Genomic DNA, 14075 nt, shown 5'->3' with positions numbered 1-14075 from the left:
TGTGATCAAGGTTACTTTGGTTTTACAATCTTGGTTAATGAACCATTTTATTTTGCAAAAAAGAAGCAACGAGTGATGAACTCGTCGCTTCTTTTCTTTTGCTTCTTAAGGTTGCTTCGTTACTGGAATGTAATCAAAATCTGGTATCAACGCACCAGCTTTATCCGTTATTTGCGCTTGGTCTTCTTGATTCAATTTTACATATTTTATCTGGATATTATTCCCCTGATCTACAGCTTGTTTGAATTTCCAAGAGTACTGATCTTTGAGGTTAATATTAATTTGATTCTTTGAATTCGTTAGGATATAACCACGAAGTTTAAACTCTTCCCCGTCCACATTTAATGTCAAACCAGCAGCTACAGCGGATGAGTTGTCCAATTGGAAACCATTCGCAAAGGATACAAGGAGTTTACCGCTCGATTGAGAATAATTTGCTGTTGGAGTTCCCGAATCAGGAAGTTGAGCAATAGATCCATATACTAGCTCTGCTGGATAGGCATCCTTGGCCCAATCTGTTATTCCATTCGTATTAAACTTAATCTCACCATCTCCCTCGGCGAGTGGAGTGTTGAATTTAAGGGTATACGTCATCTCGGTTGAACCGTAGCTATATCTAACCATATCTGGGTAATAATTCTTATTTGCAATCTGAACTGTAAAACGAGACTTTAACGTATCGAAATTAATACTAGGATTCTCGTAGGGATCCCAGCCCGGTTCAAGTTTAGCCAATAGTGTGCGACGATCTGAACTTAATGTAGCCGAAGTGAATTTTGGACTAAGTGATACGATAGAGTTATTCGTGTAACTTAACGCTTCATTTCTGGCATCGCTGATATCCTTTATGGTTGAGCCGTTATAACTTACCTTTAGATTAGCTAAGTCACCTTCGGTAATACCACTGACACTCAGCTTCACGTAAGCTGGCTGCATTCCTGATGCTTTAGTAGAGTTAACTATGCTTACGGACTGCACCTGACCTTTACTTAATGAAAAATCTTGTGCAGTAGGAACACTGTCAGGGTCGAGTTTCTCATTGTAATAGATATAGATAGAATCCAGTGCATCATTAATGTACTTGCTAGAAACTACAGGTGGTTGAGTATCCAAACTGTCCAGAACCGCTTTATCAAATTGAATTCTGGTTACAGCACTAGAGGTATAATTTTTAGTCGAATCCACAATTGCAAATTCTACTTTTGCCTCTGATTTGTTGGTATTGGTAATGTTAACTCCTGTATCAAAATCCTGAACTTCATTCACTTGATCCGCACCTAATTGGAAGTATGGCCATGAATTCACATAAATAATGATATCTTCGCCAGAATGTCCCCCGATAACTGATTTTACATTAGATTTAAATGATCCATTGATAACATTGACAACCATATAAACTTCCGCAGATGAATTCAGAGCATATTTAACATGAATTGTTCCGTTTTTAACATACGCTTGAGGATAGCCCTCTACAAAATATGGATCAACGAATCCGTCAATGCTCACCTGATCTGTTCCGATTGCTCTGACTGTTAAATCGTATTCATGTGTGCCTATAGCGCTACCGCTAAGTACTGCCTTCAATTTTACAAATTTATCTTCATTTTCGTTTCTTTTAACTTCGCCACTGTTAGTAATTGTTGTTTCATCATTTGATGACCAGTTAATGGAAACGCCAGAATAGGCATCAAGAGCAGAAGGTAATGACAAGTTCCCTACAATATTGTTCTTGTTAGAATTCGATCCTAGGAAGATCTTTTCCAGTTCGGCAAAGACTTCTTCTGCGCTTACTAGTTTCTGAACAGGTCCGAAAGCTGCACTGAGAGCAGAGCCGCTCACTTGAATTTCATCCGCTGAAACGTACACCCGAATATATTTACCGCTGTTAGCTTCCGTTATAGTATAGGTGGACAATGTTGCTTCGTTGATTGCATTGTACGGCCCGTTTTCATAATCAGACTGATACCATTGATAAGAGATTTCTTCATTAACAGGTGACCCTAGATATTGAACTGTTCCTGTAGTCAGCTCAGATCCAATAGTCAAATCTCCTGTTATGTTCCCAATAGAATCCATGGTTACTGTCCCGTTAGGTCGATATGTCACTGTCATTGACGTATCCGAATAGCCCTCTTGCGAGATAATTAAATTATGTTTTTCAATACGTTCAGGTTGATTCACGTTCAGCTTCAACAGAAAACTGCTTTCATTCTCTTGTTTAAGCCCAACCCCAAACTCAGGATTGTACATCCGACCATCCAGTGTCACTTCTACATCAGAAACATTAGTTAGTGGGTGGCCACTTGCATCAACTAATGAAACTACAGTATAAACGGATGAGGTGACAGTTCCTTGTAAAGGTTGCAAAGCAGTAACGGCGACGTCATAATGATGAGATTTAATCATCGAACTGCCTGCATTAACAATGGAGATGTTTTCGCTATTCTCCTTTGTTTCATTATCAATTTCAGTGTCATCATTAGCCGTTATTTGATCGTATTTAGACAGTTGGATGCCCAGAGTAGGCTTTGTTACGGTGACGGTAGTAGCGGAAGTGAATCCTCCGTCAACCGTCGTCGCGATAATGGTTGCTTCTCCCGCGCGCAGAGCGGTAACTAAACCAGCATCGGATACATTGACAACATCAGAACGATCTTCAGCTATTTTCCAAATAACTTTGGAGTTGGTAGCATTCTGTGGTGTTACTGCTGCAGAAAGCTGCTGAGTTTGACCAGTTACCAGAGAAATAGAAGCTGGGGAAACATTGACACCTGTCACAGCAATAGTATGGTTGCCACTGCCGGGTGTGGATCCACCTGAATTCCCTGAGTTATCTGAATTACCGCCAGTTCCACTTCCTGTTGATCCTGAACTTGTACTTGTGCTTGGTGTCGTTGTACCGCCAGGTGATATAGGTGCTGTACCATTAACTAATACACTGGATTGACCGGAGGTTTTATTAATGTTGACATTACCCGTGATCCTTGTGTCTGCTTCAGCAGTAAATTCTTTGATTGAACCAGTTGCTGTAATTTGAACATTTGGGGCATGATTTACTACTTTGTTAAAATTACCATCCAGTTTAATTTCTTGGCCTGCCAAAAGATCAGCAGGGATTTCGATGGTTTCGAAACCTCCGCCAGTAAGGTCCTTCGTAACAACTAATGCACCACTCTCCAGGAAAGTTAAAGAAACGGATGTGTTGCCTGTTGCCAATATACGTACTCGTCCATTGTATTTATTAACAACAAGAGCTCCTTGTACGTCTACATTATTAAAGATAATGGAATGTTCGCCACCACCTTGGACATGGACGTTTCCTTTAATTATCACGTTATCCAAAGTGACTTCGCCTTCCCCGACACCTTGGGTCACATATAAGTCGCCCGAGATCGTCATATCTTTCAGAGTTACATCTGGCGTATTAACCACAACGTTACCTTGCACATCATTTGAATATGTTCCCTTCGCAGTAATAAGGGTTTGGATCAGGCGATCAAACAAAGTAACAGCTTCCGCACGAGTAAGACTCTCTTGTGGATTGAATGAACCGTCAGGTCTTCCGCTAATGACAGATACGGATACTAATTTTTGTACTGAATCTTTTGCCCATTCAGCGATCTTATCACTATCGTTAAACGTCACAGGGTTTTGACTATCTTTGGTTTGGAAAGCAGCAACCATGAGTACCGCTGCTTCTTGGCGTGTAATCGTTTGGTTAGGCAATGCCTTTCCATCAATCCCATTCAACACTCCTGCTTTATTCAGCTTAACCATGGCGTCGTAATACCATTGCTCTGCATTTAAATCTGAAAAATTATTGCTACCTTGTTCTATGTATTTCATAATACTGTCGATCATCTTGGAGAACTCGGCTCTTGACACTGGCGCGTTGGGTCTGAAATTACCGTTGTACCCTTTGATAATGCCATAATCGTTCCACTCTACAATAGCCTGTTGACCCCAGTGCCCTGAAATGTCTTTCAATGTGCTTGTTGTTTCTCCAGGCAAATTACTGTTTGTAGCACCAAAAGCAGGTACTGCGCTTGTCAAAAGCATAGCAATAGCCAGACCTGTGCTAACCATTTTTTTTGAAAATGTTTTCCTCATTACATGTACTCCTTCGTCAATGAATTAATGTGATAAATCTAAGGGTTCTTCTAAAACTCTAACAATATAGTTCATATGTCTTGGTTCTAATTTCCTTAAAATTTACTACAATGTAGTAAAAAAGACATAATTATTTTATATTATCTCGTTACTTAACTAAAAACAATAGAAACCCTTTAATATTTTCTAATCTTTGTAGTTTGTTCCGAACATGGGGTTTCTAATTAGTAAAAAAACCAGTACTTAAATGACTTCCAAAGTCATTTAAGTACTGGTTACTTGATAAGCTGGGTATTCAGGGCAAGGCATGACATGAACACTCAGTTTATTCATTTCAGTTATTTTGCAGAATCGGTAGAGCTTGTGCTGTCGGATGTTGTACCGGATTGGGATCTGTTTCTGCCGCCTCCGAAGCCGCCTTGACCACGACCTCCTCCTGGACCACCCATACCTGTATTGGCTGTGGTCACACCAGATTCATTCACCCAAGTCACATTACTGGTCGATTGGAATGCAACTACCTTGGTTCCGCCACTGTAAGTACCGTCTGTGTAGAGTCCATCCACCGCTTTACCTGTAGACGTACCACCGGAGTAAATCACGTATGAACCATCTTTTGCAAGATCCGGTGAGCTGACAACCACAGTTTGATAATCTTTTGCCGGAGCAAAGGTCAGGATGTTATTGCCTTCGCTATCTTGTACATGTACAAGTGTTCCAGCTTTTTGTGTTGCAGGGAACGTCATTACAATGGTATTTTGCGTGGACGCATCGGATGTTCCTTGTGCCATACCAGAGCTTCCGGCAGCTACGAGGTATCCACCGCTGATTACAAATGTACCGTCATAATCCAATGCTCCGTTACCGTTATCCGTTGGTCCGTTCACAATAACCGTACCACCAGTCATATTAATGGAACCATTGGAATCCAGTCCGTCACCACCTGCGTTCACGGTAAGTGTACCGCCGTTAATGTGGAACTCGTTATTACTCGCTGCTCCCATTCCGCCCGGTCCACGTCCTTGCTGAGTAGCATCTGTACCTTGGGGTGTCTGATCGGTAGTCGATGTTGTGCCTGTCGTTTCGGTTACAGAAATGTTCGATGTCGTTGTTGCATCGGTTGCTGTAGTAGCGCTATCTGTACTTGCCGCTGTATTTGCAGCTGTTTCCGTCTCGCCACCTGCAGCATTGACGCCATCATCGGATGCCGTTACATCCACATCCCCATCGTTCAGGGTGATGATTGCTCCTTCAAGTCCTTCATAGCTCTTCGCAATGGTGATGGTGCCACCGTTAATCGTCAGTTCCTGATCGGCATGAATGCCATCATCACCGGATTCAATGTTGAATGTTCCGTCGTTGACTGTCACGTTATTGTTGCTGTGCAGGGAATCATCCATGGAATCAATGGTATACGTACCGCCATTCACCGTAAGGTCTGTACCTGCTTTCAGTGCTTTGGCACTTGTGGACTCGGTTGCTGTTGTTGCAGTGTCCGCATCGGCATCGCTATCGGTTGTTGCTGTTGTGTTGGCAGAGCTGGATGCTGCTGCACCGTTTGTATTAGTACCTGCATTGCCGCTGTTATTAGGCATCTCCGGCATATCTGCAGGAGGTTCGCCAACCGGTGGTGTGCCCATATCGGTTGGAGGTGTTCCGCCACCCCATCCGCCGCCACCGCCGCCAAATGGACCTTCTTCGACTTTGGCTGGAGCATTGGCGCTACCGCCAGCAGTCACAATGTTGTATTTGCCGCCATCCGTAACAAGTGCGGTTTCGGCTTGAATACCGTCGTTACCACTTTGAATATCGAAGGTACCTCCTGCGATGGCAACGAAACCTTTGGTGGTATCCGTGTCATTGGTGGATTTAATACCGTCGCCTTCGGCTTCAATGGTAATCGTACCCGCTTGAATGGCGACCATGTCTTTACCTTTGATGCCGTCATCGGCTGCTTTGACGCTGATGTTACCGCTAATGATCTTCAGATCATCCTTGCTCGTAATCCCTTCATTATAGTTACCTGTGACGGTCAATTGACCTGCACCGTTGAACGTAAGATCCGCTTTGCTGAAGATTGCAGCATCCGGCTCGTCTGTTGTAGCGTCAGCGTACACATACGTTTTACCATCCGATACGGTATTCTTGGTTCCTTTTTCGAGTGTAATCACCGCTTTACCGGCCTTCTGAATATAGATCGCTGCACTGTCATTATCATGGATCGTAGCTCCGTTTAATACGAGATGTACGGTGCCCTTATCGGCAACGTTGACCACGATCTGACCGTCGGTTAGCTCACCGCTAAGTACATAAGTACCTGCTTCCGTAATTGTTACTGAGCCATTGGCTGCTTTGGCGCCCGAACCGGTTACCGTTGCCGTTGTGCCGTTCAACTTAATCGCTGTGGAATCTGCCTCGCTCCAGCTAATGTTGGTATCGTCAGCATCCAGAGAGACCAGATCTGCATATTTCACAGAGGTTTGCTCGCTGACCGATACCGTTTTGGTTGTTCCTGTCGTTGACGTTGCGGCATTGGCGGTTGTGCTTGTGGTTGCAGGTGAACTGCATGCGGCGAGTAGGCTGGTAATCATGGCGATGGACCAAAGTTTGCTGCCTGTTATCACGTTTTTCTTCATATAGATCGTTCCCTTCGAATTAAGAATTAATATTCCGTTGTTGGACTCATGGTTAACGAGATATCCAGGTTGCCGTTCCGTGTGCGGATGGCATCAAGGAATTCCTTTTGGCTAACACTTTCGTGAATGGTTACACTGTAGACCAGCTCATACAGACTGCCGAGCTCGGTCGTTCTGATCTTTTTCAGGTCAAAAGGTACGTTGAATGTATGGAACACTTCATTAAGTGCTTCTTCATAGCTCAAGTTCTCGGGAATGGTGACTTTCAGCGTTTTCAGCTGACTCTTCTTGCCGCCGAAGTTGAAGCGACTCAGGACAAACATCAGCACACACAGGATAATCGTGAACAGCACTGCGTATCCAAAAGCACCTACACCGCAGGCAAGACCGGAAGCCATCGTGAACAAGACATAAGCAATATCCTTTGGATCACCAGGTGCACTGCGGAAACGAATGATCGAGAAGGCACCTGCCAAGCTGAATGCTCGAGCAATGTTGCTGCCGATGAGCAGGATGATGATGGCGACAATGACGGGCAGGACCACCATCGTTAGGGTGAAGCTCTGGGAGTATGTGGCTTGGTTGGTCTTCATGTACGTGAGGCTGATGATTAATCCCAGAATGATGGCAAGACCAATGGTGATGACTGCGTTGTTAAACGTCAGGTTGGTATCGGTAAGGGCGGAACTGAATAGTGAATCAAGCATATAGGACACGCTCTCTTTCTATAATCGTTTTATCTTGTTCTTGTTCTATGGATGGGTTAAAATCGGTGCCTGGTACAAGAATGCGCTCCGACTGGTAATTCAGGTTGGTTGTTCTCACCAGATGTCTGAACTCGTTGCCGTATTTGGAGAATCCAGTGCGGTAGAGACCATGCTCACAGAGCAGTTGCGACAGCCACAGCGGAACGGTTTTCTCGGCTTTCACTTCCATCAGCCACCTTCCGTCCTTCACGAGCGGTTCACCGTAATCTCCCTGTTCCAGCTTCAGATCGTATCTGCGGCTGCGAATGTTGGTGTCAAAGGTAATGCGGAGATCCCGGCTGTTCTTGTCAAAGAGTGCTTTGCGTTCATACGCCAGATACACTTTCGGTTCAAGATCGTAGAGGCGAAGGAAGTATTTGATCTCTTCCACAACCTGTTTGTTCATATAGTCTGCCAGCTCCGGTGCCTGTCCTGAACGAACGAATTCGTACGCTTCATCCAGCTTCAAGGCGGTTCTGCGCTTGTTCACCAGGCCAAAGACTTTCTTTTTGATCTCCAGATACACTTTGGCATTCTCTTCAGGTATTCCATATGCCCGCAGTCTCAGCTTCTCCTTGTATTTTGGTTTGGAGAGACTGGCGCGAATTAGGGAATCCTGTGGAGTGTCGAAGTACAGGTTACTGATGGAGTAGTATTCATGTTTCTTGTTGTAGGCATCCAGCTCCATGTATTTCAGCAGGTCGTTGTAGAAATGGGCGTACTGTTCATCCGTCAGAAGGTATTTGCTCTCATATCGGTTGAATACTTCAATTGCCATGTGGGGTTCAGTCCTTTCGTTGGTGGGTTGTATGTTTTGTTCCATCGTGTATTGCTTCCATGTCTGTATCTTAGAGGGCCAACCTTGAATGAATCTTAAATGGTTTTACATTGCGTTAACATTTTTTTACCTTCCTATAATAGTTCGCATCCGCAAAATGAATTAAGATTGATTCAAGGTTTAATTGATAGAATGGGAGATACCATACAGCGTACATGAAGACGAATAATTCAAGCAGAGGAATGAATAGATGATGAGAATATTAATTGCGGAAGATGAGGTTCATTTGGCAGAGGCAGTATCTCAGATTTTGAAAAAAAACAACTACTCCGTGGACATGGTCCACGACGGCAGATCAGGATTTGATTATGCGCAGAGCGGCATCTACGACCTGTTACTGCTCGACATCATGATGCCAGAGATGGACGGAATCACCGTCCTGAAGAAACTTCGCAGTGAAGGCAATCATACGCCTGTCATTCTGCTTACGGCCAAAGGTGAATTATCGGACAAGGTCACAGGCCTCGATTATGGTGCCGATGATTATATCGCCAAGCCCTTCGCCACAGAGGAATTGCTGGCCCGAATTCGTGCAGCCTTAAGACGGAAGGGCGAAGTGGTTCCGGAGGACGGACTGAAATTCGGCGACATGGAGCTGAACACAACTCAGTTGAAGCTGAGCGTTCAGGGGAAGGAGATCAAGCTGAATCTGAAGGAGAATGAACTGCTGGAGCTGTTGATTACGCGCAAACAGGCGATTACCTCCAAAGAGCAGATTATTGAGAAGCTGTGGGGATTCGATTCGGAAGTGGAGTATAACAATGTGGAGGTGTACATCTCGTTTTTACGCAAAAAATTAACGTTCCTGAACTCGGCTGTCCGTATTAACACGATTCGGGGTGTGGGGTATGTGCTTGAGGTGACGTCCTGATGTTCAAGAAACTCCGGAATCGATTCCTGATCGTGAATCTGGTGTCCATATCGATTATGATGCTGGTGGCATTTGCGACGATCTATACGATTACGTATCAGAATGTGCAACGGGAGACGAATATGGAGTTGTACAAGGTGTCTGATTTCTATCATAGTCCTTATAATTCATCCAAGATGCCGCGCGGGGAAGGTGGGGGGATGGGGACGGGGTCTGGATCAGGCGCTAGTACAGGTGCTTCCGGTTCAGGTTCAGATTCGCTACCTTCCAATGCCATGAGTGGTAACAATGAAGGACCCGGTGGAGACCCCAATGCACCTCCGGCGCGTTCCATTTCATTCATGATCAAAACGGATGACCAGTGGAAGATTACGGATACGCAATCCCGATTTGATATGGAAGATACGTTCTACACCGAGGCTTTGCAAAAGGTTGACCAGAATAAAGTTGGTAATTCGGAACGGCAGACGGGACAATTTGCACTGGATGGAACGAACTGGGCCTATGTAGTTGATCCGAGCGGTGATGGCCATATGATCGTATTCATTGATGTGACGGCACAACAGGGCATTCTGACCAATCTGATCTATACATTTGCTGTTGTTGGATTAATTATGTTGATTGGAATATACTTCCTGAGCCGTTATTTTGCGAATCGCTCCATTGCGCCGGTTAGAGAAGCATTTGAGAAACAAAAACAATTCATCGGCGATGCTTCACATGAGTTGAAGACCCCTCTGGCGATCATTAATACCAATGCTGACGTGCTGCTTGCAAATCAGGAGGATACCATAGCGAACCAGGCGAAGTGGCTTCACTATATCAAGTCGGAAACCGAGCGCATGACCGGACTTACGAATGATCTGCTCTATCTGACACAGATGGACGACTCGCGCTCGACGATGATTCATGCGAAGTTTAATATGAGTGATGCGGTAGAGAGTATTATTTTGCCAATGGAAGCCGTTATTTTTGAGAAAAACATCTCCCTTGATTACAACATTGAGCCGAATCTTACGGTTCATGGGAACATTGAGCAGATCAAACAGGTCATTCTGATCCTGCTCGATAATGCGGTGAAGTATTCTGGGCCCAGAGGGTCTGTAAACGTTACGCTACAGAAACAGAATAATGATGTCATGCTGGCTGTGTCCAATACAGGTGAAGGCATTGCACCCGAACATCTGGATCGGATCTTCGATCGATTCTATCGTACGGATTCGTCCAGAGCCCGCACACATGGTGGACACGGTCTGGGACTGGCGATTGCTCGGTCCATTGTTGATCAGCACAAAGGAGAGATTTACGCCCGAAGTGTGGTCGGAGAGGGCGCTACATTTTACGTACGGTTGTCGTAGTGGATGGAGTGAGGCGCTGGCGTAGAGTTGAACTCTCAACTCACTACGATGCATCAACGTCTTATTTTCACCTAGATGAGAATAGAGTATTTTACCTGCGTTGCGGTTTCCCACACTAATCCTCGCTGCCGCTCTATAATCATTCGTTAGGCATAAGTTCTGCCTGTAATGGGTTAACCTATGCTACAATGGCAACAGTATGTATGAATCAAGGAGATGAACTGAACGTGGCAGAAGCAAACGCAATTAATGAACAAGAAATGATGCAGTATATTGCAGATAAAACGAAGGCAAGCCAGGCAAATATCGCCCTTGTACTGAAGCATGAGCAAGCGTACATCAACAAGGCGCATGAAAATGCCAAAGGTAACGATGTAGATATTGACGGCGATGATCTGGCTGACTACATCCTTAGTCGCAAAGATGTGAAGCTGGATGAGTTGACCGTAGAAAGCATTTTGGATGCTGAGATGGACTACTTGATGGACAAGGGTCACGCGGGGTACGTCGATTAAACCTGTTTTTCAATGACATAGTTTATTATAAATCGACCTTCAGTTTATGAGGTCGATTTATTTGTTGAGGGTAGATAAATGATATCAAAAAGAAAAATTTAATTTTTGGGAACAGAGATATGAATGTGCAATATTTATTACAAAAAAATAAAAATGTATATATTTGTAGTTAAATGTATATATACCAGTTAATTATTGGGAGTACAAACAGAAAGGGGGGATTAATATGTTGAACATTCTGAACCTGCAAAAAATGGCTAAAGAAACAAAGGGTAAAACGTTGATTGCTCAAGCCTATCCAGGTACTAGCTGGCTGTTGAGCACTTAAAATTTTCTCAATCACATGAGAAAAGACTTTCCTATTAGAGGAATCTCTAAGGAAAGTCTTTTTTTATATTAAATAGTTAATTTTTACGGAGGGATTTAAAGTTGCTAAGTGATAAGAAAATCAATGTCCTGAACATGTATTATGATATTTACAGATATAAAGAAGATCAGAGTTATAAAGATATTATTCAAAGATCCCAAAAGTGTGAAGTGAAGAATGGGTCCTATTACTTACAAGTTTATTTTTCTGACGTTTATTTGCCGGAGTTTGGATGGAAAATTCACATATCAGCAACACCATTAAATGCAGAGGATATATTGACGATTGTAAATGAATACTGCGGCAAAAATAAGGTGCCATTTAAGTTCATGAAAGATGCAGAAATATTAAAGCGAAGCCTTTCTAAAGTTTGGAGTAGAAGCTCTTCCGGTAAGTTTATTACTATTTATCCAAAAGACACGAAACAGTTTTTGTTAATAATTGATGATTTATATCAGTTGCTTAAAAAATATACTGGCCCTTTTGTATTATCGGATAAAAGATATAAAGATTGTAAGGTACTATACTATCGTTATGGTAGCATGGCGGCTACAGACCAAACTTTAAAAAATCAAAACGGTGATTATATTATAGTAGGTCCCAACAAAGAGCAATTTATAGATGAACCCCAACCTTATTACCAGCAACCAGAATGGATAGAAAATCCAGTAACTCAAAAAGATGATTTCTTAGAAGAGAATCAAGGACTTAAGAATGGAAGATACAGTGTATTAGATATTATTTCAATCTCTAACAGCGGTGGTGTATATAGAGCGTTTGATAAGTACTTAAATAAAAATGTAATCTTAAAGGAGGCTAGACCGGGTACGGTTGTCTTAGATAATGGGATGGATGCTATTTCTTTGAGGCATCAAGAAAAAGAAATTTTGCAAGAATTGTTGCAATCGGGTGTGACGAGTGCTCCTTCAATATATGATGATTTTTTTGAATGGGAACATTACTTTATTAGTGTTGAAGAAATAAAAGGTAAAAACTTACAAGAGAAACTAAGTTCACCATGGGAATATGAACATAAAACTAGCAGAACCAATGATTATATTGAAAAAGGAATTAAATTATTTAAGCGTATCCTATCTGCACTGAGTGACTTACATCGTATAGGTGTGTCAATTGGTGATATTTCACTGAGGAATATTATGATTGATCACCGAGATCAAATACGTTTTATTGACTTTGAGCTTGGTTGCAGTGATAAACATAGAAACGATGCTACTCTACTAATGGGTACGTCCGGTTTTCGTTACCGGAAGTACAGCGATTTAAATCACAGATATCAGATTGATTATGAAGCAATCGGGCTTATAATAATTAGTTACTTTTTTCCAACAGGTGCGCTATTTGATATTGATAAGAAAAAAATAAAAAAATTCCTTCGTTTGTTGAATTCACAATCTTTAATGCCTGAGGAGTTAGTGGGTATAGTTCAAGAGCTTATTTTTCGATCAAAGGAAGTCGATCTAGCAAAAATCATAAGCAGATTGGACAATATAAATTCACGGCATTCTTTTATAGATTTCAAAAAAATAGTACCTTTTGAAAATCGGTTAAAGGATCATTTGAGGATGCTTCATCAGACATTAATTAATGAATTTATATCTTCCTCAGATAAACAGCCATTCTTAATGAGTGATAAGCTTAATGGGTTAATGGATGGAAAGCTTGGCTTGTTAATTAGTATAAGAGAGATTGAAAATGTAATTCAAGTTGATACTTTTTTACCTGGAGAGGTTATTAGCAAGTTTATAAGAACTATAAATTACAAAGAACCAGATTTTTTTAATGGGTATTTAGGATATGTTTATTTATTAAATCAATTGGAATTAGATGAGGAAGAGCTCACAGAAGATAAAATACAGAATTTGCTCCAATCGCTCGAGACTTATACTATACATCGGGGTATTGCTGGATTGGGACTTATTCTTCTTTCTTTAGAAAAAGAAGAGTCTGATAATTTTAGAAAGTATTCTGTATTTATAGGAGACAGTATTGTATCTGTAATCAACAATAACCAATGGGAAAAGTTGTGTGAGGGTCCATATACAGAATATGGATTTTTCAACGGGTTATCAGGGATAATTTACTATTTATGCGAATTAAGTAAACGAACTAGTAATGAAATTTTTGCAAGATGTGCAAAAAAAATGCTTGACTATATGATTGAGAATTCCTTAATTGGACCTAATAAAGAGTATGTACTTATGAGTGATGAGGATGGGAATGCCTTTAATGCTAGCTTTTTAGGGAATGCTGGACTTATATTAGCTATCTCGGTCTATTTGGGAATAGAGAGCAACTCATTATACGAAAAAAAATTATTAGACTTAGTGAACAGTACTGAAAAGTCTATATATGCTGATCCTTCCTTTGGGAGTGGTCTGGCTGGAGAACTTTTGGTTCTTTTAAGGGTAGTCCAAGAAAAGCGAAAATACATTGACTTAGCTAGTTTTGAGCGAATTTTCAATGTTATGGAGTCGTTTGCCTTAAGTTACAATGGTTATGTTTATTATCCTAATAGCCTTCTTTTGAATGTTGATAGTTCATTTTATGGGGGAACAGCTGGAATTGCTTACGCTCTTGCAAAATTATTGAAGTATGTTAATGAGGTAGATTAAA

At 42.0% G+C, this 14075-nt stretch carries 9 protein-coding genes; 5 read left to right on the top strand and 4 right to left on the bottom strand.

Going from position 1 to position 14075, the window contains the following annotated elements; genetic code table 11:
• Positions 1-105: 105 nt before the first annotated feature.
• The 4 genes from MKY85_RS28865 to MKY85_RS28850 form a co-directional block, all read right to left on the bottom strand.
• Positions 106-4110 (bottom strand): S-layer homology domain-containing protein, encoded by a 4005-nt coding sequence (locus MKY85_RS28865; RefSeq protein WP_342571392.1) that lies wholly within the window; start codon positions 4108-4110, stop codon positions 106-108.
• A 338-nt stretch (positions 4111-4448) separates the two neighbouring features.
• A complete protein-coding gene (locus MKY85_RS28860; protein ID WP_342571391.1) occupies positions 4449-6746 on the bottom strand; it encodes a carbohydrate-binding domain-containing protein in 2298 nt (765 codons plus the stop codon).
• A 26-nt stretch (positions 6747-6772) separates the two neighbouring features.
• On the bottom strand, positions 6773-7453 hold the full coding sequence (locus MKY85_RS28855) for a DUF4956 domain-containing protein (RefSeq protein ID WP_091012463.1): 681 nt from the start codon (positions 7451-7453) through the stop codon (positions 6773-6775).
• Complete coding sequence (locus MKY85_RS28850) at positions 7446-8270, bottom strand: polyphosphate polymerase domain-containing protein (protein ID WP_091013215.1); 825 nt, start codon at positions 8268-8270, stop codon at positions 7446-7448. Before MKY85_RS28850 ends, MKY85_RS28855 begins: the two co-directional genes overlap by 8 nt.
• A 253-nt stretch (positions 8271-8523) precedes the next feature.
• Between MKY85_RS28850 and MKY85_RS28845 the strand changes: the two genes are divergently transcribed.
• From MKY85_RS28845 to MKY85_RS28825, 5 genes are all read left to right on the top strand, one after another.
• A complete protein-coding gene (locus MKY85_RS28845; RefSeq protein WP_339243244.1) occupies positions 8524-9201 on the top strand; it encodes a response regulator transcription factor in 678 nt (225 codons plus the stop codon).
• Positions 9201-10559 (top strand): HAMP domain-containing sensor histidine kinase, encoded by a 1359-nt coding sequence (locus tag MKY85_RS28840; RefSeq protein WP_342571390.1) that lies wholly within the window; start codon positions 9201-9203, stop codon positions 10557-10559. The genes MKY85_RS28845 and MKY85_RS28840 overlap by 1 nt, the downstream gene beginning before the upstream one ends.
• Before the next feature lie 260 nt (positions 10560-10819).
• Positions 10820-11074: a hypothetical protein gene (locus MKY85_RS28835; RefSeq protein WP_124116914.1), complete on the top strand. Its 255-nt coding sequence runs from the start codon at positions 10820-10822 to the stop codon at positions 11072-11074.
• A gap of 226 nt (positions 11075-11300) precedes the next feature.
• A complete protein-coding gene (locus MKY85_RS28830; RefSeq protein WP_206105800.1) occupies positions 11301-11402 on the top strand; it encodes a class III lanthipeptide in 102 nt (33 codons plus the stop codon).
• A 101-nt stretch (positions 11403-11503) separates the two neighbouring features.
• Positions 11504-14074, top strand: coding sequence for a lanthionine synthetase LanC family protein (locus MKY85_RS28825; protein ID WP_342571389.1), 2571 nt, complete (start codon positions 11504-11506; stop codon positions 14072-14074).
• Position 14075: the final 1 nt, after the last annotated feature.

Origin of the sequence: Paenibacillus sp. FSL R5-0749 (assembly GCF_038595085.1) — a bacterium.
In the GTDB taxonomy this organism is placed as follows: domain Bacteria; phylum Bacillota; class Bacilli; order Paenibacillales; family Paenibacillaceae; genus Paenibacillus.
This window is presented reverse-complemented; position numbering and strand designations above follow the sequence as displayed.

Bases quoted from the DNA above. Each gene is read 5' to 3' on its own strand.
- MKY85_RS28865 (WP_342571392.1), bottom strand. From the start codon at position 4,110: ATGAGGAAAACATTTTCAAAAAAAATGGTTAGCACAGGTCTGGCTATT.
- MKY85_RS28860 (WP_342571391.1), bottom strand. From the start codon at position 6,746: ATGAAGAAAAACGTGATAACAGGCAGCAAACTTTGGTCCATCGCCATG.
- MKY85_RS28855 (WP_091012463.1), bottom strand. From the start codon at position 7,453: ATGCTTGATTCACTATTCAGTTCCGCCCTTACCGATACCAACCTGACG.
- MKY85_RS28850 (WP_091013215.1), bottom strand. From the start codon at position 8,270: ATGGCAATTGAAGTATTCAACCGATATGAGAGCAAATACCTTCTGACG.
- MKY85_RS28845 (WP_339243244.1), top strand. From the start codon at position 8,524: ATGAGAATATTAATTGCGGAAGATGAGGTTCATTTGGCAGAGGCAGTA.
- MKY85_RS28840 (WP_342571390.1), top strand. From the start codon at position 9,201: ATGTTCAAGAAACTCCGGAATCGATTCCTGATCGTGAATCTGGTGTCC.
- MKY85_RS28835 (WP_124116914.1), top strand. From the start codon at position 10,820: ATGATGCAGTATATTGCAGATAAAACGAAGGCAAGCCAGGCAAATATC.
- MKY85_RS28830 (WP_206105800.1), top strand. From the start codon at position 11,301: ATGTTGAACATTCTGAACCTGCAAAAAATGGCTAAAGAAACAAAGGGT.